A 24,690-nucleotide genomic window follows, 5' to 3' on the forward strand; every position below is an offset into this window, starting at 1 on the left:
GTTTTTTTGCTCAGCGCAAGGCGCGCAGCACCGCACGCACGGGGCTGGCGTCGGCCTGGGTGAGTTTGAGCGGCAAGGCAATCAGCTCGTAGTCGCCCTCGGGCACGTCGTCGAGCACCAGGTTCTCCAGCACCCGCATGTCGCGCTGGCGTATCACCTGGTGGCTGTCCAGGGTCTTGCTGTCGGCCGGGTCGATGCTGGCGGTGTCGATGCCGATGAGTTTGACGCCCAGGTCGGCCAGGCGCCTCACGGTGTCGGGCGCGTAGGCGCTGAGAGCGCCGTCCCACGCGTGTTGGGGCATGCGCTCATAGGTGCGCACCAGCACACGTTCGGGCAACCCGGCCACCGCGTGTTCAATGTGCCGCCACTCGATGAGCGGGCCGCAGCTGATGGCGTGGATGACGCGGCAGGTGCCCAGAAAAGGCGTGAGCGGTATCTCGCCAATCGCGGCGCCGGTGGCGTCGTAATGCAGTGGGGCATCGGCGTGGGCGCCCACATGGGGCGACAAGGTGATGGCGCTCACGTTCACCGGACAGTCGGGTGTGATGGTGGCGCACCAGCGTTGGCTGTAGCGGGTGTCACCCGGAAACACCGGGCTTGCCGAGTGCACGGGTGGTGAGATGTCCCACAGTGAGCGCTGGTTCATGCGTGAGTCCGGTCAAATGGATTTGATCTATGTGGTGTATTGTATTTTTTCATCTTGAATTATCCAAGACGTTTTTGATAATAGAATAATTTATTCTCAATGATGGGTGAGGGGAAAAAGTTATGCAAACCGACCTCGACAAAACCGATCTGGTGCTGCTTCAAGCCTTGCAGGCGAACGCGAGGCTGACGTCCGGCGAGTTGGCGCAGACGGCCCATTTGTCGCAATCACCGGCGTGGCGGCGTGTCAAACGCATGGAAGACGCCGGCATCGTCACCGGTTACCACGCTGCGCTGAGCCGCCGGGCGTTGGGTTATGGCGTGCTGGCCTTTGTGCTGGTCAGCATAGACCATCAGAACGAGATGTCGTCGCATGCGTTTGAGACTGCCGTCAAAGCCATCCCCGAGGTGGTGATGTTCCACGCCATTTCCGGCCCTGAGGACTTCATGCTGGTGGTGGTGGCCCGCGATCTGGACCACTACTCCGACCTGTTGCAAAAGCGACTGCACCGCATGCCGGGGGTGCGGCGGGTACACACCCATTTTTCGTTGCAGGACTTCAAAGGCCAGATGAACAACCTGCCCATCCCTGCCGCCTGATCACGCCGCCTTCTTCACCACCGCATAGCGCGCCAGCGTGCGCTCGCGGGCTTCTGCGTGGTCCACGATGGGCGCCTGGTAGTCGCGTTCCAGCACAAAGTAGGCGGTCTGCAAGTCGATGGGTTTGGCCAGCCAGGGCACGTGAATGGCCGCGTTGGGCAGCTTGGCCAATTGCGGCAGGTAGCGGCGGATGAATTTGCCTTCGGGGTCGAACTTCTGGCTCTGGCTCACTGGGTTGAAGATGCGGAAATAAGGCTGGGCGTCGCAGCCCGTGGAGGCGGCCCACTGCCAGCCGCCATTGTTGGCGGCGAGATCGAAGTCGATCAGTTTTTCGGCAAAGTAGCGCTCGCCCCAGCGCCAGTCGATGCCAAGGTCTTTCACCAAGAAGCTGGCCACCACCATGCGCAGGCGGTTGTGCATGTAGCCGGTCTGGTTGATCTGGGCCATGGCGGCGTCCACCAGCGGGTAGCCGGTGCGCCCTTCGCACCAGGCCTGGAACAGCGCCTGGGCGTGTTTGCCGTGTTCCCACTTGATGGCGTCGTACTCGGGCTTGAAGGCGCTGGCCACCGCGTGGGGGTGGTGGTGCAGGATCTGCATGTAGAAGTCGCGCCAGATCAACTCGCCCAGCCAGGTGCTGGCGCCTTGTTGCCCGGCCAGGTGCATCTGGTAGGCCACGCGCGCCAGCTGGCGGATGGACAGGGTGCCAAACCGCAGGTGCACGCTGAGGTAGCTGGGGCCCTTGACCGCCGGGAAGTCGCGCGTTTGGTGGTAGCGGTCGATGCGGTCCAGGAAGTCCTCGAACAGGCCGCGTGCCCCGTGGCTGCCGGTGGCGATTTTGAGCGCCCGCAGGTTGGTGGTCTCAAAGCCGATCTCGGCCAGCGTGGGGACACCCGGCGGGTGGCTGGCCGGGCAGGGCGCCAGGGCGGCGGCGTATTTTTCCACCGGGTAGCTGTGCAGGAAAAACGGCTCGATCTTTTTCAGCCAGGCATTCTTGTAGGGCGTGAACACCGAAAACGCGGTGCCCGATTGCGTCAGCACCTCGCTGCGCTCAAACACCGTGTGGTCCTTGAAGTCGTGCAGCATGACGCCCGCATGCGCCAGCGCGCCCCGCACCTGCGCGTCCCGCGCCAGCGCCTGGGGCTCGTCGTCGTGGTTGCAAAACACCGCCTGCACCCGCAGTTCCTCGGCCAGTTTTGGGATGGCCTTTTGGGCGCTGGCATGGCGCACGATCAGGCCGGTGGGCACCTGGCCGTGGGCCTGCCCGAGGGCACGCAACTCGCCGTCCAGGTCCAACAGCGAGGCGTGGATGAACTCCACCCGGCGGTCGCAGCGGGGCAGAGCGTCCAGGATGTCGCTGTCGAACACAAAAGCGCACCACACCTGTTTGCAGCTTTTCAGGGCGTGGTAGAGGGCGGCCTGGTCGCTCACCCGCAGGTCGCGCCGGAACCAGACCAGACCCCTATCGTATTTCTTCATGTGCGGGCTCTTAAAATCGGTGCATGTCATCGGATTCTGCCCCCATCAACCTCACCAACCACTTCCTGATTGCCATGCCCGGCCTGAGTGACGAGGTTTTTGGCCGCAGCGTGGTGTTCATGTGCGAGCACAGCGAGCGGGGCGCCCTGGGCCTGGTGATCAACAAACCCAGCGACATCCTGCTGAGTGAGTTGTTCCAGAAGGTCGAGCTTGAGTTGCACCGCGACGACCTGATGGACACCCCCGTGTTCCAGGGCGGCCCCGTGCAGACCGAACGCGGCTTTGTGCTGCACGAGGCCTTGTCCAGCGGCGCCGACCCCAAGGAATCCATCTACGCCTCCACCCTGAGTATTCCGGGCGGGCTGGAGATGACCACCTCCAAGGACGTGCTCGAAGCCATGTCGGTCGGCGCCGGTCCGCACAAGGTGTTTGTGTCGCTGGGTTACGCGTCCTGGGGACAGGGCCAACTCGAATCCGAAATCACCGAAAACAGCTGGCTCACGGTGGAGGCCGACCCTGCCGTCATCTTCGACACGCCGGTGGAAGACCGTTACGCCAAGGCCATGAAGCTGCTGGGCCTGGAGCCGTGGATGTTGTCGCCCGACGCCGGCCATGCTTGAACTTGGCCCCCCCTGCGCCGCCTTTGGCGTCACCCCCCGAGGGGGCGATGCCAGCCGACCGGCAGAGCCGGATCGGCGGCATCCCCGGTTGAGCGACCTCGCGCGAGGTGGTGCCCATGGCTGATGCGCAAACCTTTCTGGCGTTCGACTACGGCACCAAGCGCACGGGCGTGGCCACGGGCAATGTGCTGACCCGCAGTGCGTCGCCGCAAGCCACCATCGTGGCCGAAGGCGATGCGCGTTTTCCGCTCATCGCCGCCCGCATCAAGGAATGGCAGCCCGACGCCTTGGTGGTGGGTGTGCCTTTTCACCCCGATGGGGCCCCCCATGAAAACACCGAACGCGCGCGCAAGTTCGCGCGCCAGTTGCGCGGCCGTTTTGGCCTGCCCGTGCACGAAGTGGACGAGCGCTACAGCACCACCGAAGCCCTGGCGGCAGGTGCCAAAGACGCCGACGCCGCCTCGGCCTGCATCATCCTGGAACAGCATTTGAGGAGTTTGCCTTGACCCGAATCACCAGCCCCAGCCTCGCGCTCGACGCCGAGGCGCTTTACGCGGAGCTGCTGCGTGGCGTGCGACCGCTGGTGGCGGCCCAGCCCGACACCCGCCTGGCCGGCGTCACCCGTGGCGGCGCCTGGCTGGCCGCGCGCCTGCAGCGCGACCTGGGCCTGCCCGGCGCCAGCGGGGTGATCTCCTCGTCCATGCATCGCGACGATTTTGCCCAGCGCGGCCTGGCCGCGAGCGCGCAGACGCAACTGCCTTTTGACGTCAACCACGCCCATGTGCTGCTGCTGGACGACGTGCTCTACACCGGCCGCACCCTGCGCGCCGTGCTCAACGAGCTGTTCGACTACGGCCGGCCCGCCAGCGTGCGCCTGGCCGTGCTGGTGGATCGGGGTGGCCGCGAGCTGCCCGTGAGCGCCGACGTGGCCGCCGCGCGCCTGAGCCTGCCCGCCAGCCAGTCGCTCGAACTTGAACAAGGCGATGACGGCCGTCTGAGTTTTGTGGTGGAGCAACGCGCATGAAAAACCCGCAACTGAACAAAAACGGCGAGCTGATTCACCTGCTGTCCACCGAAGGGCTGTCCAAGGACATCCTCACCCACATCCTCGACACCGCCGGCAATTTCGTCAGCGTGAGCGACCGCGAAGTGAAGAAGGTGCCCTTGCTGCGTGGCAAAAGCGTGTTCAACCTGTTCTTTGAGAACAGCACCCGCACCCGCACCACCTTCGACATCGCCGCCACCCGCCTCTCGGCCGACGTCTACACGCTGGACATCGCGCGCAGCTCGGCCTCCAAGGGCGAGTCGCTGCTCGACACCATCGCCAACCTGTCCGCCATGGCGGCCGACATTTTTGTGGTGCGCCACAGCGAATCCGGCGCACCCTACCTGATCGCCCAACACGTGGCCCCCCACGTGCACGTGGTGAACGCGGGTGACGGCCGACATGCCCACCCCACCCAGGGCCTGCTGGACATGTACACCATCCGCCACTTCAAGGGCGATTTCAGCAATCTCACCGTGGCCATCGTGGGCGACGTGCTGCACTCGCGCGTGGCGCGCTCCGACATCCACGCGCTCACCACCCTGGGCTGCCCCGAGGTGCGTGTGGTGGGGCCGCGCACCTTGGTGCCCAGCGATTTGTCGCAGATGGGCGTGCGCGTGTGCCACACGCTGGAAGAGGGCATCAAGGGTGCCGACGTGGTCATCACCCTGCGCCTGCAGAACGAGCGCATGAGCGGCGCGCTGCTCCCCTCCAGTCAGGAATACGCCAAGAGCTTTGGCCTTACCCCAGAGCGCCTCGCCTGGGCCAAGCCCGACGCCATCGTCATGCACCCGGGGCCTGTCAACCGCGGTGTGGAGATCGCCTCCTCGGTGGTGGACGGCAAACAGAGCGTGGTGTTGCCACAGGTCACTTTCGGCATCGCGGTGCGCATGGCGGTGATGTCCATCGTTGCAGGTAACGAAGCATGAAAATCTTGATCCAGAACGGTCGCGTCATCGACCCCGCCACCGGCCGCGACGAACGCGCGGACATCGCGATTGCCGCTGGCCGCATCCTCTCGGTGGGCCAGGTGCCGGCCGATTTCCATGCCAACCGCACGCTGGACGCCAGCGGCTGCGTCGTGGCCCCGGGTCTGGTGGACCTGTGCGCGCGCTTGAAGGAGCCGGGGTTGGAGCACGAAGGCATGCTCGAATCCGAGATGGCCGCAGCCGTGGCGGGGGGCGTCACCTCGTTGGTGTGCCCGCCTGACACCGACCCGGTGCTGGACGAGCCTGGCCTGGTGGACATGCTCAAGTTCCGCGCCGAAAAGCTGCACCTGGCGCGGGTCTTCCCGCTGGGCGCACTCACGCGTGGCCTCAAAGGTGAGGTGTTGACCGAGATGGTCGAGCTGACCGAGTCCGGCTGTGTCGGGTTTGGTCAGGCCGAGGTGTCCATCGTCAACACCCAGGTGCTGCAGCGCGCCTTGCAGTACGCCGCCACCTTTGGCTACACCGTGTGGTTGCGTCCGCAAGATTTCTGGCTGGGCAAGGGCGTGGCCGCCAGTGGCCCGCTGGCCACCCGCATGGGTTTGGCGGGGGTGCCGGTGGCCGCCGAGGTGATCGCTTTGCACACCGTGTTTGAATTGCTGCGTGGTGTGCACAAGGCCGGCAGCGGCGCGCGTCTGCACCTGTGCCGCCTCAGCAGTGCCGCCGGGCTGGAGCTGGTGCGCCAGGCCAAGGCCGAGGGCCTGCCCGTCACCTGCGACGTGAGCGTGCACAACCTGCACCTGAGCGACGTGGACATCGGCTACTTCGACAGCCGCGCCCGTGTCACGCCGCCGGTGCGCCAGCAGCGTGACCGCGCTGCCCTGCGTGCCGGCCTGGCCGATGGGTGCATCGACGCCCTGGTGTCCGACCACAACCCGGTGGATGCCGACGCCAAGGTGCTGCCGTTTGCCGAAGCGGAGGCCGGTGCCACCGCCATCGAGTTGTTGCTGGGCCTGGCGCTGAAGTGGGCCGACCAGGACAACATTCCGCTGACGCAGGCGCTGGGCACGCTGACGCACCGGCCGGCCGCTGTGCTGGGCAACAGCCTGGGCACCCTGCAAGCCAGCGTGGGCCGCATTGCCGTGGGCGGTGTGGCCGACCTGTGTGTGTTCCAACCCGGCGAGCACTGGGTGGTGGGCGCGGACACCTTGCGCAGCCAGGGCAAACACACGCCCTTTGGTGGCCACGAGCTGCCGGCCCGTGTGCGGGCCACGCTGGTGGGCGGGCAACTGGCCTTCGATCGCAGCGCGGCCCACGCGTGATGGCGGGCTTGCCTGCCACGCTCCGCGCCATCAGCGCCTTTGTGCGGGGCCTGGGGCACGTGTTGGGCGGTTTGTGGACCATCCACCGGGTGTTCCCGCAACTGAGCCCGGCCGATCGCACCGAACGTGTGCGCTTGTGGTCGCGGCAAATGCTGGCCATCCTGCAGGTGGACCTGCATGTGCTCGGCGAGCCGCCCGCTCAGGGCCCCCTGCTGGTGGTGTGCAACCACATTTCGTGGTTGGACATCCTGGTGCTCAACGCCGCCCAGCCGACCCGTTTTGTCTCCAAAGCCGATGTGCGTGGCTGGCCGGTGCTGGGCGCCTTGATCACGGGGGCGGGCACGCTCTACATCGAGCGCGAAAGCCGGCGCGACGCCATGCGCGTGGTGCACCAGATGGCCGATGCCTTGCGCGCAGGGGACATGCTCAGCGTCTTCCCCGAAGGCACGACGGGCGACGGCCGCGAACTCTTGCCCTTTCACGGCAACTTGCTGCAAGCCGCCATCGCGGTGAACGTGCCCGTGTTGCCGGTGGCGCTGTGTTTTGTCGAACGTGACAGCGGGCAGCCCAGCGACGCGCCCACCTACATCGGCGACACCACGCTGATCGCCTCCATCTGGCGCACGCTCAAAGCGGGCAACGTGCGTGCCGAGCTGCGCTACGGCCCGCCGCAACGCGCCGGTGGCATGGACCGCCGCACCTGGGCGCAGGTGCTGCGGCGCGACATTGGCGCCATGCTGAACTGAGCAGCGGCTTCAACCCTTGGCCTTGGCGCGCGCCAGCATCAGCTCGGTGCTGGTTTTTCGGTCGGCGTTGACACGTTGCACGTGTGGGCGCTCGCCCATTTTTTTCAGGTAGTCGCGCACCGGCAGTTCGGCCAGGAAGTCCCGGCCGTAGATGATTTTGGTGGCCCCGCTGACCAGCGGCAGGTGCACGATGGCGGCGCAATCGGCCAGGGTGAAGCGGTCGCCCCCCACACAGGGCGCGAACTTGGCCAGCTTGGCAAACGCGGCGATGTTTTTTTCCAGCTGCTGCCCCACCTTCTCTTTGGTGCTGTCACTGACCTTGCCGCCGAAGAACGCCTCGCCGTACAGGTTGCGCGCCACCAGCTCCAGGTGCAGTTCCAGGAAGGTGATGAGTTCGCGCACCTTGGCCGCGCCAAAGGGGTCGGTCGGCACCAGGGCGGGCTGCGGGTGGGCCGCTTCGATGTAGTCCAGGATGACCTGCGACTCGCACAACGTGCCGTGTTCGGTCTTGAGGTAGGGCACCTTGCCCAGGGGCGTGGCGGCCAGGTCGCACTGGCCCACCCACACCTGCTCCTCCTGGAAGCCCAGGTTTTTTTCGAGCAGGGCGAGTTTGACCTTGTTGTAGTAGTTGCTGGCCGAGAAGCCGCAGAGTGTCAGCATGGGTGTCTCCTGTTGGGGCTTCCATTATGAAAAATCGTGTCTGATGCCGCGGTCATTTTGGCGTCAGCCCGAGGCATAGGGACTTACCCGATTTCACCCCCTCCCGACGGGGGTGGGCTCGGAAAACTTGATTGCAATCAAGGATGCAGACCCCCCCTCGCCCCTACTCTGCAGGGGCTGTCACAACGTGGCTGCAAACTTGTAAATCAATCAATCTGAGGAGGATTTCAAAATGACCGTTGTCTACACCCGCACTGGTACCCCCAATGGTGGCAAACAAGCCGAGGCGCTGGCCTACTTCAAAGCCCGCGCTGCCGCGATCAAGCAGCACTACGGCGTGGAGCCGGAAGTCAAGGTGCGCGCTGGTGGCCCGGTGGGCGAGGTGATCATGATCTCGCGCATGAAGGACCTGAACGAGTTCGAAAGCACCAAGCGCCGCGTGATCGCCGACACCCTGACCGGCAAGATCCCCACCGCCCCCGATGGCGTGTTTGCCAAGGGCGAAGACGCGTTGTGGCTGGAACTGTGAGCCTTCACTAAAAAAGAAGCCGATGCCGCGCACCTGGGCGCAGACCCTGGGGCGCGGCCGGCCGTGGTGCCCACTGGCACCACGGCCGTTTTTGAAAAAAACTCAGGGGACACCTTCACCATGCAGACCACCGACGTCTGTGCCGTTGCCGACAACGCACGTTTCAACCGCTTTCACCTCCGCATCCTGATCTGGTGTGCGCTCATCATTGTTTTTGACGGCTACGACCTCGCGGTGGTGGGCGTGGCCTTGCCATCCATGATGGCGGACTTCGGCATCGACGCCACCCAGGCCGGCTTCATGGTCAGCTCGGCCCTGTTCGGCATGATGTTTGGCAACGTGATGTTTGGCGCCCTGGCCGACCGCTTTGGGCGCAAGCTGGTCATCGCCATCTGTATCGCTGTGTTCAGCGTGTTCACGGCCGCCGCCGGCTGGGCCGACGACCCCATCGAATTCAGTGTCTACCGCTTCATCGCTGGACTGGGCATTGGCGGCGTCATGCCCAACGTGATTGCGCAAATGACCGAATACGCGCCGCTGCGCCTGCGCGCCTTGCTGGTGGCCATGATGTTCAGCGGCTACTCGCTGGGCGGTGTGTTGGCGGCGCTGCTGGGCAAGACGCTGCTGGTGCAATACGGGTGGCAATCGGTGTTCTGGGCGGCAGGCTTGCCGCTGTTGCTGATTCCCATGTTCTGGGTTCAGATGCCCGAATCCATGGCCTTCCTGCTGCGCCGTGGCCAACAAGACCGCCTGCGCGACATCGTGGCGCGCCTGCGGCCCGAGCGTGCACCACGCCCTGACGAGCACTTCGTTTCGCCGGCGTCTGCGTCGGGTCAGTCGGCATCGTTTGGCGCCCTGTTTGACGGCGGACGCGGGCGCAGCACGCTGATGTTCTGGTTGTCCTGCTTCCTGTGCCTGTTCATGGTGTACGCGCTCAGCTCATGGCTCACCAAGCTCATGGCCAGCGCGGGCTACAGCCTGGGCTCGGCGCTGACCTTTGTGCTGGTGCTCAACCTGGGCGCCATCGTGGGTGCCGTGGGTGGCGGCTGGTTGGCCGATCGTTTCAACATTCAGCGCGTGCTGGTGGGCATGTACCTGTTGGCGGGCGTATCCGTCAGCCTGTTGGGTCAGCCCCTGCCCGAGGCGCTGTTGTTCCTGGTCGTGGCTTTGGCGGGCGCGTCCACCATCGGCACCCAGATCGTGACGGCCGCTTACGCCGGGCAGTTCTACCCCATGGCGATCCGCGCCACCGGCGTGGGCACCATGTTGGGGGTGGGCCGGCTGGGGGCGATTCTGGCGCCCATCCTGATCGGTGTGCTGGTTGGTATGTCCTTGCCGCTGACACAGAACTTCCTCGCCATCGGCATTCCAGGCGCCATCGCGGCGATCGCCATTGGCTTGGTCAACCACTCGCGGTCTGCTCAGGCGAGGGCGTGAGTGGCCGGTGAGGTGTGGGGCGGGTTAGCATCTGGCTCAAAACGAGGGGGGAGATCCAGATGTTGATGTTGGCGCGTGAAGCGGTGGTGGGGATGTTGCGTGTGGTGCCGCTGTTCAGCCGCGCCAGCGACGAGGACCTCGACGCCTTGGCCGCCCGCGTGCGCCGCGTGTCGGTGCGGCGGCGGCAGCTGCTGTTCCGCGAGGGCGATGCCTGCGAGGGCTTCCACGTGGTGGTGTATGGCCGCATCAAGATGTACCTGCTGTCCTCGCAGGGTGCCGAGCGCCCCATCCAGCTCATCGGCCAGGGGGGCTGTTTTGGCGACATCACCATGCTCACGGGTGACCGCTATTTCATGAACGTACAAGCGCTTGAGGACTCACTGCTCCTGTACCTCCCGCGCGAGGCCATCGTGGCGGTCATTGAGCGCGACAGCGGCTTTGCCATGGCCATGCTGCAAAGCCTGTCGATGCGGGTGAAGGGCATCGTGGAGGACATCGGGTCCTACTCCATGCACCCGCCGCTGCAGCGCCTGGTCTACTTCCTCTTGCGGCAGTTGCCACCAGACGGCGGCAACTCTGCCCGCATCGAGTTGGGTTTTGGCAAGAACGTGGTGGCGGCGCACCTCAACCTGACACCAGAGACGTTGTCCCGTTGTTTGAAAGAGCTGGTGGACGACGACATCGTTTCGGTGGCCGGCCGCAGCCTGCTGGTGCACGACGTGGAGCGACTGGCCCAGCGTGTGGGGCGTGCCGCTGTCAGCGTGGCACAGCCAGGCTGAGCAGCTGAGCGGTTGAGGCCGGGGCCTCAGCCTTGCACCAGCTCACGCGCCAGGCGGTTGTGCCGCTCCAGCAGCACCGGCAGGTCCACCGTCTGTAACCGGCCATCGCGCACCACCACGCGGCCGTGCACGATGTTGTGTTGCACCCGGGGCACATGGCAGAAGAAGAGGGCGGCCAGCGGGTCGTGGTGGGCACCGGCCAGGCCGATCTCATCGAGCGGGATGGTGACGATGTCGGCGGCCATGCCGGGGGCCAGGGCGCCGATGTCGTCGCGCCCCAGCACGCGGGCGCCGCCCAGGGTGGCCAGCTCCAGCACCTCGCGTGCGGTCAGTGCTGAGGGCCCCTTGATGGGGCCGTGCGCCACGCGCTGCAGCAGCAGGGCCAGGCGGGCTTCGCCCAGCATGTGGCCGCTGTCGTTGGAGGCCGAACCGTCCACCGCGATGGCCACCGGCACACCCGCGTCGCGCATGGCGCGTATGGGTGCGGCGCCCGAGGCCAGGCGCATGTTGGAGCCGGGGCAGTGGGCCACGCCGGTGCCGGTGCTCGCGAACAGGCGGATGCCGGCCTCGTCCAGCTTCACGCAGTGGGCGTGCCACACGTCGGGGCCGACCCAACCCAGTTGTTCGGCGTATTCGGCCGGGGTGCAGTTGAACTTCTCGCGGGTGTAGTCGATGTCTTTGTCGTTTTCGGCCAGGTGGGTGTGCAGCGAGACGCCGTGTTCGCGCGCCAGCACGGCGGCGTCGCGCATCAGTTCGCGGCTGACGGAAAAAGGCGAGCAGGGCGCCACCACCACGCGCTGCATGGCGTGGCGGGCCGGGTCGTGCCAGAGTTCGATCACGCGCTGGGTGTCGGCCAGGATGTGGGCTTCGGTTTCGACCACGCTGTCGGGTGGCAGGCCGCCAGCGCTTTCGCCCACGCTCATGGCGCCGCGCGCGGCGTGAAAACGCATGCCGATCTCGGCCGCCGCTGCCAGGCTGTCGTCCAGGCGCGAGCCGTTGGGGAAGAGGTAGAGGTGGTCGCTGCTGGTGGTGCAGCCCGAGAGCAGCAACTCGGCCATGGCGGTCTGGGTCGAGACACGCACCATCTCAGGCGTGAGCCGCGCCCAGATGGGGTAGAGCACCCGCAGCCAGTCGAACAACTCGCAGTCCTGCGCCGGGCGCACCACGCGGGTGAGGCTTTGGTACATGTGGTGGTGCGTGTTCACCAGGCCGGGAATGACCACCTGGTCGCGGGCGTCGATCACGGTGTCGGCGCTGCTGGGCAGTTCATGGCTGGGGCCCACGGCTTCGATGACGTGGCCACGCACGAAGACGGCGCCGTCTTCGATCTCGCGGCGCTGCGCGTCCATGGTCACCAGCAGGCGGGCGTTTTTGATCAACAGGGTGTGCATGGTGTGCTCCAAAAAAGAAAGGGCCGGTCTGCTTGGGTGCAGACCGGCCCAACTGGTTATTTCAATGCTTCAGTGATGGACCATGCCAGCGACGTGCCTTACCGGGGATGCCGCCGATCTGGCTCTGCCAGTCGGCAGGCATCGCCCCCTTGAGGGGGTGACGCCGAAGGCGGCGCAGGGGTGGGCCATTTCAGTGGCCGCCTTCGGCCTGCATGGCCGCCTGGCGGATTTCCTCTTCGCTACCGCCCTGGGCACCGTTGAAGAACATGTTCAGCACCACGGCACTGATGGTGGTCAGCAGGATGCCCGATTCGAGCAGCGGGTGCAAGCCGTGAGGCATGTGTTGCATCCACGCCGGGGCCACCAGGGGCATCATGCCCAGGCTGATGGACACGGCCACGATGTAGAGGTTGTTCTTGTTGTCCTTGAAGTTCACGCCCGCCAGGATGCGGATGCCGGTGGCCGCCACCATGCCAAACATCACCAGGCCGGCGCCGCCCAGCACGTATTGGGGCAGCGACTCGATGAGCGCTGCCATTTTGGGGATCAGGCCCAACACGATGAGGATGATGCCGCCGGCCACACAGACGAAGCGGCTGCGAACACCGGTCACGCCCACCAGACCCACGTTCTGCGAGAAGCTGGTGTAGGGGAAGGTGTTGAAGATGCCGCCGATCAGCGTGCCCAGGCCGTCCGTGCGCAGGCCGGCGGTGAGGTTTTGTTGGGTCATCTTGCGGCCGGTCAGGTCGGACAGCGCCAGGAACATGCCGGTCGATTCGATGAAGGTCACGATCATCACCAGCACCATGGTCACGATCAGCACCGGGTCAAAAATCGGGGCGCCGAAGGAGAAGGGCAACACCACGTCGAACCAGTGGGCGCTGGCCACCTTGTCGAAGTGCATCTTGCCCAGCACGGCGGTCAGCACGCCGCCGGCCACGATGCCCAGCAACACCGAGATGTTGGCCAGGAAGCCACGCCCGAACTTGGCAATGGCCAGGATCACGGCGAGCACGAAGAAGGCGATGGCCAAGTTGTCCAGCGCGCCGTAGCCAGCGTTGACGATCATCTTGCCAGGGTTGGCCGGATCGGGGATTTTGGCCAGAAAGGCCGGGCCGCCCAGCGCCCAGCCAATGCCCACGCGCATGAGGCTGATGCCAATGACCGCGATGATGGTGCCGGTGACCACCGGCGGAAAAAACCGCAGCAATCGGCTGACCAGTGGCGCGATGAAGATGCCTATGACCCCCGCCGCGATGATGGCGCCGAAGATGGTGCGCGCCCCCTCGGTGCCGGGCAGGCTGTTGGCCATGGCGACCATGGGCCCCACGGCAGCAAAGGTCACGCCCATCATGACCGGCATGCGGATGCCGAACCACTGCGTCATGCCCAGCGACTGGATCAGCGTGACGACGCCGCAGCAAAACAGATCGGCCGAAATCAGCAGGGCCACCTGTTCGGGCGACAGTTTGAGAGCGCGGCCCACGATCAGGGGCACGGCAATGGCCCCGGCGTACATGACCAGAACGTGTTGCAGCCCCAGCGTGAACAGGCGCCCGTTGGGCAGGCGCTCGTCTACCGGGTGCACGCCGGTGGTGGTGTGGTTCATTTTGTCTCCTCGTTGGTATGTGTAGATGTATGGCCTTTAGGTGGGCCCCATGGGCAAGGATAGGTGTCGCGCTGCAATCGAGAAAGATGCACAATCAAATAATTCAATCGAATATGACGATCAAATCCTCCTTGCCCGAATTGCGGGTCTTCATCACCTTGGCTGAAAGTGGCCACTTCACCCGTGCGGCAGAGCGCTTGGGTATGTCGCAGTCGTCGTTGAGCGCATCGCTGGGCAAGCTGGAGACCCTGCTGGGCACCCGCCTGTTTGATCGCCATACCCGGGGTTGCCGCCTCACCGATGCCGGCAATGCCTTGTTGCCGGCCGCTCACCGGCTGGTGGCAGACTGGGACCAGTGGCTGGTCGATGCGCGCGACTTTGCCCGCTTCTCGCGCGGGCGGGTGTCGGTGGCGGCGCCCAACGCGCAGTGCGCCATGCTGCTGCCGCCGGTGATACGGCGTTTTCGCGACAGCCACCCAGGTGTGCGCGTGACCGTGCACGACGTGCCCGAACACGAGGTGCATGCCCTGGTGCGCAGCGGCGCGGCCGACCTGGGCATTGCCACCGCCACCGAGCTGCGAACCGACTTGGTGGCCACACCTTTGTACGCCGATGAGTTCGTGCTCGCCATGCACCGCGAGCACCCGCTGGCCCGGGCGCGCCGGCTGGACTGGCCCGAGGTGGCACGCGAGGCCTTGATCGGTTATTTGCCCGGCAACCCGGTGCGCCGCTTGCTGGAAGACGAACTGGCGGCCCGTGGCATACAGCTGGCCTACGCGTACGAGATCGCCTTGCCCTGGACCATGATGGGGCTGGCGAGCGAAGGCTTGGGTGTGGCGGTGGTGACGCGTGCCTTGCGCCCGCTGGCGCAGTGGCACGGTCTGGAGGTGCGCGCGGTGGGGTCGCCGCCGCTGGCGCGCACCCTGACGCTGCTGCGTGCCCCAGGCGGCTCGCCCTCGCCGGCGGTGGCGGCTTTTCGGGACGAGCTTCTGAAAACCGCTGTCAGCTGAGCAGGTCGAGCAGGGTGCGGGCGATGACGCGCGTGGCGCCTTGCAGGTCCGCCAGTTGGACGCGCTCGTCCGCACGTTTGGCGTGCGATTCAAGCACGGTGCGTGGGCCGGCGCCGTAGATCACGCCGGGGATGCCACGCTCCACATACAGGCGCACGTCGGTGTACAGCGGCGTGCCCACGGCGGGGATGGGCTCACCAAACACCTCGCCGCCGTGTTTCTGGATCGCATCCACCAGCGGCTGGTTGCCGGGCAGGGGCTTCATGGCGTTGGCCAGCAGCATGCGGCGCACGTCCACCTGCAACTGTTTGCCACCGCGCGGCGGCTTGAAGCTGGCGGCCGCGTCGGCGATGGTCTGGCGCAGGGCGGCCTCCACCTCGGCCGGGTTCTCCTCGGGGATCATGCGGCGGTCGAGCTTGAACACCACCTTGCCGGGCACCACGTTGGTGTTGGTGCCGCCGCTGATCTGGCCGATGTTGAGGTAGGGGTGGGTGATGCCCTCGACCGAGGACGTCACCTTCATGTAGTCGGCGTTCAGACGGTGCAGCGCGTTCAGGATGTGGACCGCACCCTGCAGCGCGTCGGTGCCGCTGTCGGGGATGGCGGCATGGGCCATTTCGCCCTGCACCGTCACCTCCATTTGCAGGCAGCCGTTGTGGGCGGTGACCACCTGGTAGCTGAAGCCGGCCGCAATCATGAGGTCGGGTTGGGTCAGCTTGTTTTTGAGCAGCCAACCCGGGCCGACCTCGCCACCGAATTCCTCGTCGTAGGTGAAGTGCAGCTCCACGCCACCCTTGAGCTTCAGGCCCTGGGCCTGGGCCACAGCTTCCACCGCACGCAGTGCGAAGGTGAAGCTGGCGAAGTCGCTTTTGCTCACGGCCGTGGCACGGCCGAACATCTGGCCGTCCACCACGTCGCCGCCGTAGGGGTCGTGGGTCCAGCCTTCGCCGGGCGGCACCACGTCGCCGTGGGCGTTGAGCGCGATGGTCTTGCCACCGTCGCCAAAGCGGCGGCGCACGATCAGGTTGGTGATGGTCTGCAAGCCAGCCGCCTGCACCTCCGATGCAGGCACGGCGTGTTTTTCGGCCGTATAGCCCATGCCGGCCAACAACTCGGCGGCGCGTTCGGCGTGCGGGGCGTTGTTGCCGGGCGGTGTGTCGGTGGGCACGCGCACGAGTTCGCGCAAGTAGGCCACTTCTTCATCGAAGTGGTCGGCGATCCATTGGTCGAGGGCGGCGTAGTTGGTGGTGGAGGACATGCTTGTGTCAGGTATCAAAGGGGGTTGGCGGCCAGGCTGTCGAGCAGGTGGGCAAAGGCTTGCACACACAGCTGCATGTCGTCGCTGGTGGTGGATTCGAGGGGGTTGTGGCTGATGCCGCTGTTTTCACCGCGCACGAAGAGCATGGCCTGGGGCATGACTTCGTGCAGCTTCATGGCGTCGTGGCCGGCGCCGCTGGGCATGTGGAACACCGGCAGGCCTTGGGCGCGCACGGCGGCTTCCCAGCGCTGCTGCAGGGCCGGTGCACTGGGCGCGGCGGCGGCGCGCATGGTTTCCTCCAGCGTGTGGCGCACGCCGCGGCGCTCGCAGATGGCGGTCAGCTCGGCCAGCACGTCGCGCGCGAGGGCATCGCGTTGTTCGTTGGTGGGCGCGCGCAGGTCCAAGCTGAAGGTGCAGCGCCCGGGCACCACGTTGATGGAACCGCTGGGCACGTTCAGTTGGCCGATGGTGGCCACCGAATCGCCGTCTTGGGCGGCACGTTTTTCCATGTACAGCGCCAGCTCGGCCACGGCGCAGGCCGCGTCGCGGCGGCGGTCCATGGGCGTGGTGCCCGCGTGACTGGCCATGCCGATGACTTCGCACACGTAGCGCACGCTGCCGTTGATGGAGGTGACCACGCCCAGTGGCAGGTTGAGTTCGTTGAGCACCGGGCCTTGCTCGATGTGCACTTCGACGAAGCCCAGGTAGCGTGCGGGGTCGCGCTGCAGCTTGGGGATGTCATCGATGCACAGGCCGGCGTGTTGCATGGCCTCGCGCATGGTGATGCCGTCGGCGTCCTTCTGGTCCAGCCACTCGGGCTTGAAGTCGCCGATCAGTGCGCCGGAGCCCAGAAAGGTGGCCTTGTAGCGCTGGCCTTCTTCTTCGGCAAAACCCACCACCTCAAAGCCGAAAGGCAGGCGGCGGCCGGCACGGTGCAGTTCGCGCACGCAGGCCATGGGCACGAAGATGCCCAGGCGCCCGTCGTACTTGCCGCCGTTGCGCACGGTGTCGTAGTGGCTGCCGGTGAGCAGGTACTTCGCATCTGGTGTGGCGCCGTGGTAGCGGCCCACCACGTTGCCCACGGCGTCGATTTCGACCTCGTCAAATCCGCAGTCCCGCATCCAGTGGCTGATGCGCTGGGCGCAAGCGCGGTGGGCGTCGGTCAGGTAGGTGACGGTGAGCTGGCCTTTTTCGGCAAATCCGGGGTCGCTGTGTACGCTGAGTTTTTCCTGCCAGTCCCACACGTCGTTGCCCAACGTGGGTTCGACGCCGAACTTGTCGTTCAGGCGGATCTCGGCGATGCGGTGGATGTTGCGCAAGGCCTCGGCCAGTTCGAAGTCGGGATGGTTGTAGACCCGTCGCTCGAAGGTCTCGATGATTTGTGCCTTGTTCAGGCCCAGACCACGCGCGCCGCGCACCGCCAGGATGAAGGGGAAACCGAAACGTGCGTTGTAGTCGGCGTTGAGCTGCTGAATGCGCGCGAACTCGTCGGGCGTGCAGGCGGTCAGGCCTGCCTTGCCTTGTTCGTTGGTCGATTCGGCGGTCAGCGTTTTGGCCACCATGGCTTTGCCGGCCAGCTCCGGGTGGGCGCGCACCAGGGCCAACTGGGACTCGCGGCCGGCGCCATCCACCGCTTGCACCAGCGTGTGTTTGAAGTGCGCGAGCGACGCAAAGGGGCGGCTTTGCAGCGCCGTTTCCACGAACCAGGGTGAGTGTTCGTACAAGCCGCCCAGCTCGGCCAGCAACTCGCTTGGTGGCGAGGTGTTGAGTTGTTCCAGTGTCAAAGCCATGTCATGTCTCCGCTGTGTTCTTGTAGGGGTGGGTCGCCTTCCAGTGCCGCGCGATGTCCAGGCGGCGGCACACCCACACGTTGTCATGGCCCTGGATGTGGTCGAGGAAACGCTGCAGCGCGGTGATGCGGCCCGGACGACCCAGCAGCCGGCAGTGCATGCCGATGCTCATCATCTTGGGCGCGTTGTCGCCGCTCGGGTCACCCTCGGCGTAGAGCGCGTCGAACGTGTCCTTGAGGTACTGGAAGAAGGGGTCGGCGTGCGAGTAACCCTGGGGCAGGGCGAAGCGCATGTCGTTGCAGTCCAGCGTGTAGGGCACGATGAGTTGGGGCACCACACTGCCGTCGCTTTTTTTCACCTTCATCCAGAAGGGCCGGTCGTCGCCGTAGTAGTCGCTGTCGTACTCGAAGCCGCCGAAATCGGCCACCAGGCGGCGGGTGTTGGGGCTGTCGCGGCCGGTGTACCAGCCCAGGGGCCGGCTGCCTGTCATCTGCTCGATGATCTCCATGCCGATACGCATGTGCTCGCGTTCGGTGGCCTCGTCCAGGTTCTGGTAATGAATCCAGCGCCAGCCGTGGCAGGCGATCTCGTGGCCCAGTTCGACAAACGCAGCGGTCAGTTCGGGGTGACGCTGCAGCGCCATGGACACGCCGAAAACGGTGAGAGGCAGGCCACGTTTTTCGAACTCGCGCAGGATGCGCCAGACGCCGGCGCGCGAGCCGTACTCGTAGATGCCTTCCATGCTGATGTGGCGGTCGGGGTAGGAGGCCGGGTTGAACATTTCGGAGAGGAACTGCTCCGAGCCGGCATCGCCGTGCAACACGCAGTTCTCGCCGCCTTCTTCGTAGTTCAGGACGAACTGCACCGCTATCCGGGCGCCGCTCGGCCATTGGGCGTGGGGCGTGTGGCGGCCGTAGCCGAGGAGGTCGCGCGGGTAGGCGAGGGTGGTGTCGTAGGTGCTGTTGTGGGTGCTCATGGGGGCGCTCAGGAAAGGGCCATTGACAAGGTGTTGGCGGGCAGCTTGCGGTCGAAGCTGAGGTTTTCTTCGACGTGTTGCAGGTGTTCGTTCATCAGGCGCACGGCCAGGTCGGCGTCCTTGGCGGCCAGCGCCTTGACGATGGTTTCGTGCTCTTCGTGCGAATGGCCGGCGGCGTGTGCGCTCTGGTACATCAAGGTGATCAAGGCGCACCGCGAAATCAGCTCACCCAACATGCCGGCCAGCACGTGGTTGCCCATGAGTTCGGCCATGCGCACGTGAAAGTCGCCCAGCAATTCGGTGCGGCTGGCCACGTCGGTGCCGTCCACGGCCTTGCGTTCTTCGGCCACATGCGCCTTGAGGGCCTTGATTTTTGCGGGTGTGACGGTGCGAACAAACTCGCGCGTCATTTCCGCTTCGAGCATGCGCCGAACCGCAAACACCTGCCGCGCTTCCTCCACCGAGGGTGTGGCCACAAACGCCCCCCGTGCCGGTTCGAGGGTGACCAGGCGGTTCTGCGCCAGCTGGAACAAAGCCTGCCGCACCAAGGTGCGGGAGACACCAAAATGATCGGCCAATTTCTGCTCGGCCAGCTTGGTGCCCGGGTGCAGCCGGTGCTCCACGATGGCGCGGCTCAGCGATTCAACAATCTGGCGTGTGCTGGACGATTCCATGGATTCATCATAGCCACAAATCCAAAAACTGTATACACTTTTGGTCGACCGCACATCCCTCACCGATTGAGACAAAGGAAGAGCCATGGGCCTGAGCACCCACGTACTGGACACGATGAACGGCTGCCCCGCTGCGGGCATGTCGGTGGCGCTGTACACCACCGAGCGCGTGGCTGGCAGCGACGAACTGCGTGCCAGTCTGGTCAAGCGTTTCCAGCTGAATGACGACGGCCGCAACCCGGATGGTCCGCTGTACGACAACACCAGTCTCAAGGCCGGCACCTATCGATTGGTGTTCGACGTGGAGGGCTATTTCAAGGCCAAAGGCGTGGTCTTGCCTGAGCCCAACTTCCTGGGTCGCGTGGCACTGGACTTCGGCGTGGCCCACACCGATCAGCACTACCACGTGCCTCTGCTGGTCAGCCCCTGGTCTTACTCGACGTACCGCGGCAGTTGAAGGGCCTGTGCGCCGGTTGTGGCCACGGCGCTGGCGCCCGCGTTCACAGTTCGCTGCGCTGGCCTTCGGTCAAGGTGTCGAGCTGGAAGCGCCCACTTTTGTCCCACAGCCAGGTTTCGGTATAGGTGACCTTGCCCAGCCGAGCGGGTGCTGGGAACGGCGCAGCGCGGCGCACGGTGCGCTCAATCTCTGCCATCACTTCGGGTGCGTGTTTGGGGGCCCTGAGCCAGCTGAAATGCCGCACGTGTCCGCGCCCGTCCAGTTCCACCTGCATCACGCCCACGGCATACAACAAAGGCGGCAGTTTGCCCACAAAGATGCGCCCGGTATTCAGCGAATACAGGTGGGTCGCCGCATCGCGGCGGTAGCTGCGGGGATCGGTGGCATACGAGGTTTTCACCCCATCGGCTGCCGGGGGCGGTGGCTTGGCCGTTGGTGGCGCTGTGGGTGTGCCGTCCGCTGGCGAGGTGCCGGGGCGCATCGATGGGGGGAGGCTGCAGGCAGCGAGCAGCGCCACCAGGGTCAGGGGCAGGGCGCGTGTCAGGCGGCGGGAAAGGTCGATGTTCGTTTGCATGGCCGGTGCCTCATCGGGTTTTGCGTTGGGAGTGTATGCGCCATCGCAGAGCCTGCCTGAGGGTGTTGCACGGCATACTGTTTGCCTGACATTCCTTGCATTTGTTTACGCCCATGTCCCATTTGTCGGAATTGCTTGCGCACCTGGACACCGCTGCCGCGGTGCTGGTCGAGGTGGTCGCCGTCAAAGGGTCGGTGCCACGCGAGCCCGGGGCCTGGATGGCGGTGTTGCTCCACGGGCAGATCGGGACGGTGGGGGGTGGGCACCTGGAATGGCGTGCCGCTGAACATGCCCGTGAGTTGCTGCGTTCGGGGCCAGGTCCGGCGCAAGAACACACGGTGGTGCTGGGCCCGAGCCTGGGCCAATGTTGTGGCGGTCAGGTCACGCTGCGCTACCAGTGGGCGGGCCCAACCGACCGGGACGCGCTGAGCCAGCGCCTGCGCGCGCAGCACACGCCGGTGGCCTTGTTCGGCGGAGGGCACGTGGGGCGCGCCATTGTGGCGGCGCTGACGCCATTGCCTTTTGACATCCAATGGACAGACAGCCGCGACGAGGTGTTCCCGGCCGATTTGCCGCCCCAGGTGCAGGCCGAACATTCCGATCCGGTGCATGGGGCGGTGGCCGACTTGCGGCCAGGTTCGTTGGTGCTCGTCATGAGCTTCAGCCACGCCGAGGATCTGGATGTGGTGGCTGCCTGCCTGCTTCGGCAACGCGCAAGCGGCGATCTCCCGTTTGTGGGCTTGATTGGCAGCCGCACCAAGTGGGCCACCTTCAGACACCGCCTTGAGGCGCGTGGTTTCACGTCCGCCGAGTTGTCCCACATCACCTGCCCGATCGGCTTGCCCGAGATCACAGGCAAGGCTCCGGCCACGATTGCGGCCTCGGTGGCAGCGCAGCTGCTGATGCGCCAAGCACGCTGACGCCCCTGTCGGCCGTGGGAGCGCCCCCTGTGCATGGGGGTGCTCTGACTTTTTCCCCTTCGTTCAACCGAGCTCGCCTGCCTGCTGCTGGGGGTAAATCCCTATGCTGGTGGACCGTCTTTTGTTATTGAATCCAAATATTGTGTACAAAAATTGAATTCAAACTTTAACCATAAACGGAGGGTCCTTGAAAATACGTGTCATCAACCCGAACACCACGTGCGCCATGACCGAGACCATTGGCGCGGCCGCAGCCCGTGTGGCTGGCCCCGGCACGCAGATCGTGGCCACCCAGCCGGCGGGGGGGCCGGTGTCCATCGAGAGCCATTTCGATGAAGCTGTTGCCGCCGTGGGCGTGGCCGAGGAAGTGCTGGCGGGTGAGCGCGAGCAAACCGACGCCTATGTGATCGCCTGTTTTGGAGACCCGGGGCTTTGGTCGGCCCGTGAGCTCACACGGGCGCCGGTGATTGGCATCGCCGAAGCCGCGTTTCACATGGCGGCCATGGTGGCCACGCGCTTTTCGGTGGTCACCACCCTGGGTCGCACCGGGATCATTGCGGAGCACCTGTTGCAGCAATACGGGTTTGCGCATTTGTGTCGCAAGGTGCGGGCCGCCGAAATTCCGGTGCTGGACCTGGAGCACGATCCGGATGCTGCGCTGCGCAAGATCATTGAGGAAAGCTTGCGGGCCAAACACGAGGATGGCATCGGCGCCATCGTGCTGGGCTGCGGCGGCATGGCCGATCTGACGGACACCATTTCGGACGCCGTTGGCCTGCCGGTGGTGGAGGGCGTCAGCGCGGCCGTCAAGCTGGCCGAATCCCTCGTGCACCTGGGGCTCAAGACCAGCAAACACGGTGACCTCGATTTCCCACGCCCGAAGGCCTTTGCAGGCCAGTTCAGGCATTTCAGCGCCTGAGCGGCGCGTATTTCAACGATCGACGGAGGCAATCCATGAGTGAATCTCACGACAAGTCGGCGGGCGAAGAATCGCTGGCGCCACAACAAACACGGATCATGGACAAATGGTCCTACCTGCTGGCCTGGCTGGGAGGCTGCGTGTCCATCGGCACCTTCGCCATGGGTTCCAGCCTGGTGGGGCAACTCAACATGTTGCAGGCGGTGACGGCCATTGCGGTGGGCTGCTTCGTCATCGGCGTGGCCCTGACCATCAATGGGGCAGCCGGCCACAAGTACGGCATACCCTTCATGGTGCAGGCGCGCACCGCTTTCGGCTTTGCCGGTACCCGATTCCCCGGCTTGATCCGTGCGGTGCCCGCCGTGGTGTGGTTCGGCTTTCAGAGCTGGATCGGTGCGGGTGCGTTGAACGCCGTTTCGGCTGCGCTGCTGGGTTTCGACAACCTGGTGGTCTGGTTCATCATTTTCCAGGTGCTCCAGATTGCGTTGTCGGTGTATGGCTTCAAGGGCATCAAGTGGCTGGAAAACGTCGGCAGCGTTTTCATCATCGCTTCGCTGCTCTACATGTTCTGGGCCGTCATCACCAAGTACGGGGGTGCCATTGACGCCAAGATCACCAGCATCGAAGGCACCTGGGGCCTGCCTTTCTGGGGTGCCACCATGCTGTTTCTGGGCATCTACAGCACCATGATGCTCAACGTCAGCGACTATTCCCGTGAATTGCACCGCGACGTGCGTCCCGGCCTGTTGACCACGATCTACGCGATGTCCATCCTGCCAGCCACGATCTTCATGGGCCTGATCGGACTGATGGTGGCGGGCGCCACCGGCACCAGCGACCCCATTGCGGTGTTCTCCAGTGCGGTGGACAACAAGCCGCTGTTGGTGATCACGTTGCTGTTCATCGCGTTTGCGCAGGTCACCACCAACGTGCTCAACAACGTGGTGCCCCCCGCCTACGTGCTGATGGACGTGTTCAAGCTGTCGTTCAAAAAATCGGCCGTGCTGGTGGGCTTGCTGGCTTTCTGTACCTTTCCGTGGGAGCTGGTCAAGGACGAGTCGTCCAGTGGGCTGCAAATGTTTGTGCAGACCTATTCCGCTTTTCTGGGGCCGATTTTTGCCGTGTTGGTGGTGGACTACTACATCCTGCGCGGTCGTCGGCTGGACTTGCAGAAGCTCTACGATGAAAACGGTCCTTACCGTGGCGTGAACTGGGCTGGCATCATCGCCACCCTGTTTGGCGCGGTGGTGGCGCTCTACTTCTCCAAGGTGAGCTGGTATGCCAGCCTCTTGCCCGCTGGCCTGTGCTACTACCTGCTGATGAAGCACTGGGCACCTAGCCGCCGCTTCATGGACGGCGCCCAACCCGTGGACCAGGGCACGGTACCTGTCGCACGGAGGGCCTGAGCCTAGAATCGGGTGCATGGTCACTCGCCGCTCCTCTGCCCACACAGCGCCCTCAACCGGTCCAGTACCGGGGGCGGCTTCTGCTTCGCAGGGAGCTGGCTCGGCCCCCACTGTCGAGAGCATTGCCCAAGACCTGGCGGCCGCCATCGTCGAGCGGCGCATTGCCCCCGGCACCTGGTTGCGTGAAGAGGCCCTGGGGCGGGTGTATGCGGTCAGCCGCACCAAGGTGCGTGCCGCCTTGGTGATGCTGGCCAAGGACAAGCTGGTGCATACCGTGCCCGACAAGGGCACGTTTGTCTGCCAGCCCACGGTGGAGGAGGCGCGCGAAATCTTTTCGGCGCGCCGTCTCATTGAAAGCGAAATCGTGCGCTTGTTTGTGGCCCGTGCAACGCGGGCCGACTTTGATCGCCTGCGGCAGCACGTCCGCATGGAACGGTCCAGTCTCAAGGGCTTGGCGCTGGGGGCGGTGCGAGAACAACTGCTCGGCGACTTCCACGTGGCACTGGCCGAACTGACGGGGCACCACATCCTCACAGAAATCGTCACAGAGTTGGTGGGGCGCAGTTCCCTGATCGCCATGCTTTACCAGAGCCACAACGACGCCCACTGTGCCACCGATGAACACGAGCAGTTTCTGCGGTTGTGCGAAGAAAAAAACACCGATGCCGCAGTGGCGTACATGATGGATCACCTCAGCCGGCTTGAAGCCAGCCTGGATCTGCAGCAGGTGGGCGCGGGGCGCCAGCTCGATCTGGTGAAGGCGCTGATGATGTGAGTGCGTCCTGGGGCAGTCGCCCTGAGGTCGTGTCTCGAGACATCGGTCCGCCACCTAGGAGTCTGCGCGGCAGAAGGCGTCGAAGCGAAACGCGTGGGAAAAGAGTCCAATTTGTGCCCGCTTTTGAGGACTCTGGCCGTAGCCAC

At 65.1% G+C, this 24,690-nt stretch carries 26 protein-coding genes; 16 read left to right on the forward strand and 10 right to left on the reverse strand.

From position 1 onward, the window contains the following. Positions 1-10: 10 nt before the first annotated feature. Entirely contained in the window at positions 11-646 is a 636-nt protein-coding gene (kynB, locus tag ACFQU0_RS13610; RefSeq protein ID WP_382201658.1) for an arylformamidase, read from the reverse strand. Positions 647-768: 122 nt separating this feature from the next. Between kynB and ACFQU0_RS13615 the strand changes: the two genes are divergently transcribed. Beyond that, a complete protein-coding gene (locus tag ACFQU0_RS13615; protein WP_382201660.1) occupies positions 769-1,245 on the forward strand; it encodes an Lrp/AsnC family transcriptional regulator in 477 nt (158 codons plus the stop codon). Here the strand turns inward: ACFQU0_RS13615 and ACFQU0_RS13620 are convergent, their stop codons facing one another. Then, on the reverse strand, positions 1,246-2,721 hold the full coding sequence (locus ACFQU0_RS13620) for a cryptochrome/photolyase family protein (RefSeq protein ID WP_382201662.1): 1,476 nt from the start codon (positions 2,719-2,721) through the stop codon (positions 1,246-1,248). Positions 2,722-2,744: 23 nt separating this feature from the next. Here ACFQU0_RS13620 and ACFQU0_RS13625 point away from each other — a divergent pair, with 23 nt between their 5' ends. The 6 genes from ACFQU0_RS13625 (at position 2,745) to ACFQU0_RS13650 (ending at position 7,380) form a co-directional block, all read left to right on the forward strand. Further along, entirely contained in the window at positions 2,745-3,341 is a 597-nt protein-coding gene (locus tag ACFQU0_RS13625; protein WP_382201664.1) for a YqgE/AlgH family protein, read from the forward strand. Between the two features lie 116 nt (positions 3,342-3,457). Further along, the gene (ruvX, locus tag ACFQU0_RS13630; RefSeq protein WP_382201666.1) at positions 3,458-3,847 is read left to right on the forward strand and encodes a Holliday junction resolvase RuvX; all 390 of its coding nucleotides are present in this window, start codon (positions 3,458-3,460) and stop codon (positions 3,845-3,847) included. Further along, positions 3,844-4,365, forward strand: a complete 522-nt coding sequence (pyrR, locus tag ACFQU0_RS13635) for a bifunctional pyr operon transcriptional regulator/uracil phosphoribosyltransferase PyrR (RefSeq protein WP_382201668.1) — start codon at positions 3,844-3,846, stop codon at positions 4,363-4,365. The genes ruvX and pyrR overlap by 4 nt, the downstream gene beginning before the upstream one ends. After that, complete coding sequence (locus ACFQU0_RS13640) at positions 4,362-5,315, forward strand: aspartate carbamoyltransferase catalytic subunit (RefSeq protein WP_382201670.1); 954 nt, start codon at positions 4,362-4,364, stop codon at positions 5,313-5,315. Before pyrR ends, ACFQU0_RS13640 begins: the two co-directional genes overlap by 4 nt. Beyond that, entirely contained in the window at positions 5,312-6,634 is a 1,323-nt protein-coding gene (locus tag ACFQU0_RS13645; protein ID WP_382201671.1) for a dihydroorotase, read from the forward strand. Before ACFQU0_RS13640 ends, ACFQU0_RS13645 begins: the two co-directional genes overlap by 4 nt. Before the next feature lie 8 nt (positions 6,635-6,642). Further along, entirely contained in the window at positions 6,643-7,380 is a 738-nt protein-coding gene (locus ACFQU0_RS13650; RefSeq protein WP_382201673.1) for a lysophospholipid acyltransferase family protein, read from the forward strand. Positions 7,381-7,389: 9 nt separating this feature from the next. On the opposite strand, the gene ACFQU0_RS13655 is transcribed toward ACFQU0_RS13650, so the two are convergent. After that, positions 7,390-8,040 carry a glutathione S-transferase gene (locus ACFQU0_RS13655; protein ID WP_382201675.1) on the reverse strand — a complete coding sequence of 217 codons (651 nt, stop codon included), beginning with the start codon at positions 8,038-8,040 and terminating at the stop codon, positions 7,390-7,392. A 232-nt stretch (positions 8,041-8,272) separates the two neighbouring features. Between ACFQU0_RS13655 and ACFQU0_RS13660 the strand changes: the two genes are divergently transcribed. The 3 genes from ACFQU0_RS13660 to ACFQU0_RS13670 all read left to right on the forward strand — a co-directional run bounded on the left by ACFQU0_RS13660 (position 8,273) and on the right by ACFQU0_RS13670 (position 10,785). Beyond that, positions 8,273-8,569, forward strand: a complete 297-nt coding sequence (locus ACFQU0_RS13660) for a hypothetical protein (RefSeq protein ID WP_382201677.1) — start codon at positions 8,273-8,275, stop codon at positions 8,567-8,569. Positions 8,570-8,689: 120 nt separating this feature from the next. Then, a complete protein-coding gene (locus ACFQU0_RS13665; RefSeq protein ID WP_382201679.1) occupies positions 8,690-10,006 on the forward strand; it encodes an MFS transporter in 1,317 nt (438 codons plus the stop codon). Between the two features lie 59 nt (positions 10,007-10,065). After that, on the forward strand, positions 10,066-10,785 hold the full coding sequence (locus ACFQU0_RS13670; protein WP_382201680.1) for a Crp/Fnr family transcriptional regulator: 720 nt from the start codon (positions 10,066-10,068) through the stop codon (positions 10,783-10,785). Between the two features lie 26 nt (positions 10,786-10,811). On the opposite strand, the gene ACFQU0_RS13675 is transcribed toward ACFQU0_RS13670, so the two are convergent. Both ACFQU0_RS13675 and ACFQU0_RS13680 read right to left on the reverse strand, forming a co-directional pair. Continuing rightward, positions 10,812-12,176, reverse strand: coding sequence for an 8-oxoguanine deaminase (locus ACFQU0_RS13675; protein WP_382201682.1), 1,365 nt, complete (start codon positions 12,174-12,176; stop codon positions 10,812-10,814). Between the two features lie 190 nt (positions 12,177-12,366). Beyond that, positions 12,367-13,785 (reverse strand): nucleobase:cation symporter-2 family protein, encoded by a 1,419-nt coding sequence (locus tag ACFQU0_RS13680; protein ID WP_382201684.1) that lies wholly within the window; start codon positions 13,783-13,785, stop codon positions 12,367-12,369. A 113-nt stretch (positions 13,786-13,898) separates the two neighbouring features. Between ACFQU0_RS13680 and ACFQU0_RS13685 the strand changes: the two genes are divergently transcribed. Further along, positions 13,899-14,795, forward strand: a complete 897-nt coding sequence (locus ACFQU0_RS13685) for a LysR family transcriptional regulator (protein WP_382201686.1) — start codon at positions 13,899-13,901, stop codon at positions 14,793-14,795. Here ACFQU0_RS13685 and ACFQU0_RS13690 read toward each other — a convergent pair. The 4 genes from ACFQU0_RS13690 to ACFQU0_RS13705 are packed head-to-tail and all read right to left on the reverse strand — an operon-like array spanning position 14,788 to position 19,493. Then, positions 14,788-16,053, reverse strand: coding sequence for a M20 family metallopeptidase (locus ACFQU0_RS13690; protein ID WP_382201688.1), 1,266 nt, complete (start codon positions 16,051-16,053; stop codon positions 14,788-14,790). The two genes, ACFQU0_RS13685 and ACFQU0_RS13690, sit on opposite strands and share 8 nt — an antisense overlap. A 14-nt stretch (positions 16,054-16,067) precedes the next feature. Beyond that, positions 16,068-17,843 carry a 2-oxo-4-hydroxy-4-carboxy-5-ureidoimidazoline decarboxylase gene (uraD, locus tag ACFQU0_RS13695; RefSeq protein WP_382201690.1) on the reverse strand — a complete coding sequence of 592 codons (1,776 nt, stop codon included), beginning with the start codon at positions 17,841-17,843 and terminating at the stop codon, positions 16,068-16,070. Position 17,844: 1 nt separating this feature from the next. Next, positions 17,845-18,819, reverse strand: a complete 975-nt coding sequence (gene puuE, locus ACFQU0_RS13700) for an allantoinase PuuE (protein ID WP_382201692.1) — start codon at positions 18,817-18,819, stop codon at positions 17,845-17,847. An 8-nt stretch (positions 18,820-18,827) separates the two neighbouring features. Further along, positions 18,828-19,493 carry a GntR family transcriptional regulator gene (locus ACFQU0_RS13705; protein WP_382201694.1) on the reverse strand — a complete coding sequence of 222 codons (666 nt, stop codon included), beginning with the start codon at positions 19,491-19,493 and terminating at the stop codon, positions 18,828-18,830. An 85-nt stretch (positions 19,494-19,578) separates the two neighbouring features. Here ACFQU0_RS13705 and uraH point away from each other — a divergent pair, with 85 nt between their 5' ends. Then, complete coding sequence (gene uraH / locus ACFQU0_RS13710) at positions 19,579-19,950, forward strand: hydroxyisourate hydrolase (protein ID WP_382201696.1); 372 nt, start codon at positions 19,579-19,581, stop codon at positions 19,948-19,950. Positions 19,951-19,993: 43 nt separating this feature from the next. On the opposite strand, the gene ACFQU0_RS13715 is transcribed toward uraH, so the two are convergent. Then, positions 19,994-20,524 carry a hypothetical protein gene (locus ACFQU0_RS13715; RefSeq protein ID WP_382201698.1) on the reverse strand — a complete coding sequence of 177 codons (531 nt, stop codon included), beginning with the start codon at positions 20,522-20,524 and terminating at the stop codon, positions 19,994-19,996. A 113-nt stretch (positions 20,525-20,637) separates the two neighbouring features. Here ACFQU0_RS13715 and xdhC point away from each other — a divergent pair, with 113 nt between their 5' ends. The 4 genes from xdhC (at position 20,638) to ACFQU0_RS13735 (ending at position 24,544) form a co-directional block, all read left to right on the forward strand. Continuing rightward, a complete protein-coding gene (gene xdhC, locus ACFQU0_RS13720) occupies positions 20,638-21,444 on the forward strand; it encodes a xanthine dehydrogenase accessory protein XdhC (protein WP_382201700.1) in 807 nt (268 codons plus the stop codon). Between the two features lie 187 nt (positions 21,445-21,631). Beyond that, positions 21,632-22,363, forward strand: coding sequence for an aspartate/glutamate racemase family protein (locus ACFQU0_RS13725; protein ID WP_382201702.1), 732 nt, complete (start codon positions 21,632-21,634; stop codon positions 22,361-22,363). A gap of 35 nt (positions 22,364-22,398) precedes the next feature. After that, positions 22,399-23,769, forward strand: coding sequence for an NCS1 family transporter (locus ACFQU0_RS13730; protein ID WP_382201704.1), 1,371 nt, complete (start codon positions 22,399-22,401; stop codon positions 23,767-23,769). A gap of 16 nt (positions 23,770-23,785) precedes the next feature. Then, positions 23,786-24,544, forward strand: a complete 759-nt coding sequence (locus ACFQU0_RS13735) for a GntR family transcriptional regulator (RefSeq protein ID WP_382201705.1) — start codon at positions 23,786-23,788, stop codon at positions 24,542-24,544. Positions 24,545-24,690: the final 146 nt, after the last annotated feature.

It is taken from the genome of Hydrogenophaga defluvii (assembly GCF_042665235.1).
GTDB lineage: Bacteria > Pseudomonadota > Gammaproteobacteria > Burkholderiales > Burkholderiaceae_C > Hydrogenophaga > Hydrogenophaga defluvii_A.

Excerpts from the sequence above, each read along its gene's own strand:
- kynB (WP_382201658.1), bottom strand. The coding sequence starts at position 646 with ATGAACCAGCGCTCACTGTGGGACATCTCACCACCCGTGCACTCGGCA.
- ACFQU0_RS13615 (WP_382201660.1), top strand. The coding sequence starts at position 769 with ATGCAAACCGACCTCGACAAAACCGATCTGGTGCTGCTTCAAGCCTTG.
- ACFQU0_RS13620 (WP_382201662.1), bottom strand. The coding sequence starts at position 2,721 with ATGAAGAAATACGATAGGGGTCTGGTCTGGTTCCGGCGCGACCTGCGG.
- ACFQU0_RS13625 (WP_382201664.1), top strand. The coding sequence starts at position 2,745 with ATGTCATCGGATTCTGCCCCCATCAACCTCACCAACCACTTCCTGATT.
- ruvX (WP_382201666.1), top strand. The coding sequence starts at position 3,458 with ATGGCTGATGCGCAAACCTTTCTGGCGTTCGACTACGGCACCAAGCGC.
- ACFQU0_RS13640 (WP_382201670.1), top strand. The coding sequence starts at position 4,362 with ATGAAAAACCCGCAACTGAACAAAAACGGCGAGCTGATTCACCTGCTG.
- ACFQU0_RS13645 (WP_382201671.1), top strand. The coding sequence starts at position 5,312 with ATGAAAATCTTGATCCAGAACGGTCGCGTCATCGACCCCGCCACCGGC.
- ACFQU0_RS13655 (WP_382201675.1), bottom strand. The coding sequence starts at position 8,040 with ATGCTGACACTCTGCGGCTTCTCGGCCAGCAACTACTACAACAAGGTC.
- ACFQU0_RS13660 (WP_382201677.1), top strand. The coding sequence starts at position 8,273 with ATGACCGTTGTCTACACCCGCACTGGTACCCCCAATGGTGGCAAACAA.
- ACFQU0_RS13665 (WP_382201679.1), top strand. The coding sequence starts at position 8,690 with ATGCAGACCACCGACGTCTGTGCCGTTGCCGACAACGCACGTTTCAAC.
- ACFQU0_RS13670 (WP_382201680.1), top strand. The coding sequence starts at position 10,066 with ATGTTGATGTTGGCGCGTGAAGCGGTGGTGGGGATGTTGCGTGTGGTG.
- ACFQU0_RS13675 (WP_382201682.1), bottom strand. The coding sequence starts at position 12,176 with ATGCACACCCTGTTGATCAAAAACGCCCGCCTGCTGGTGACCATGGAC.
- ACFQU0_RS13680 (WP_382201684.1), bottom strand. The coding sequence starts at position 13,785 with ATGAACCACACCACCACCGGCGTGCACCCGGTAGACGAGCGCCTGCCC.
- ACFQU0_RS13685 (WP_382201686.1), top strand. The coding sequence starts at position 13,899 with ATGACGATCAAATCCTCCTTGCCCGAATTGCGGGTCTTCATCACCTTG.
- ACFQU0_RS13690 (WP_382201688.1), bottom strand. The coding sequence starts at position 16,053 with ATGTCCTCCACCACCAACTACGCCGCCCTCGACCAATGGATCGCCGAC.
- uraD (WP_382201690.1), bottom strand. The coding sequence starts at position 17,843 with ATGGCTTTGACACTGGAACAACTCAACACCTCGCCACCAAGCGAGTTG.
- puuE (WP_382201692.1), bottom strand. The coding sequence starts at position 18,819 with ATGAGCACCCACAACAGCACCTACGACACCACCCTCGCCTACCCGCGC.
- ACFQU0_RS13705 (WP_382201694.1), bottom strand. The coding sequence starts at position 19,493 with ATGGAATCGTCCAGCACACGCCAGATTGTTGAATCGCTGAGCCGCGCC.
- uraH (WP_382201696.1), top strand. The coding sequence starts at position 19,579 with ATGGGCCTGAGCACCCACGTACTGGACACGATGAACGGCTGCCCCGCT.
- ACFQU0_RS13715 (WP_382201698.1), bottom strand. The coding sequence starts at position 20,524 with ATGCAAACGAACATCGACCTTTCCCGCCGCCTGACACGCGCCCTGCCC.
- xdhC (WP_382201700.1), top strand. The coding sequence starts at position 20,638 with ATGTCCCATTTGTCGGAATTGCTTGCGCACCTGGACACCGCTGCCGCG.
- ACFQU0_RS13730 (WP_382201704.1), top strand. The coding sequence starts at position 22,399 with ATGAGTGAATCTCACGACAAGTCGGCGGGCGAAGAATCGCTGGCGCCA.
- ACFQU0_RS13735 (WP_382201705.1), top strand. The coding sequence starts at position 23,786 with ATGGTCACTCGCCGCTCCTCTGCCCACACAGCGCCCTCAACCGGTCCA.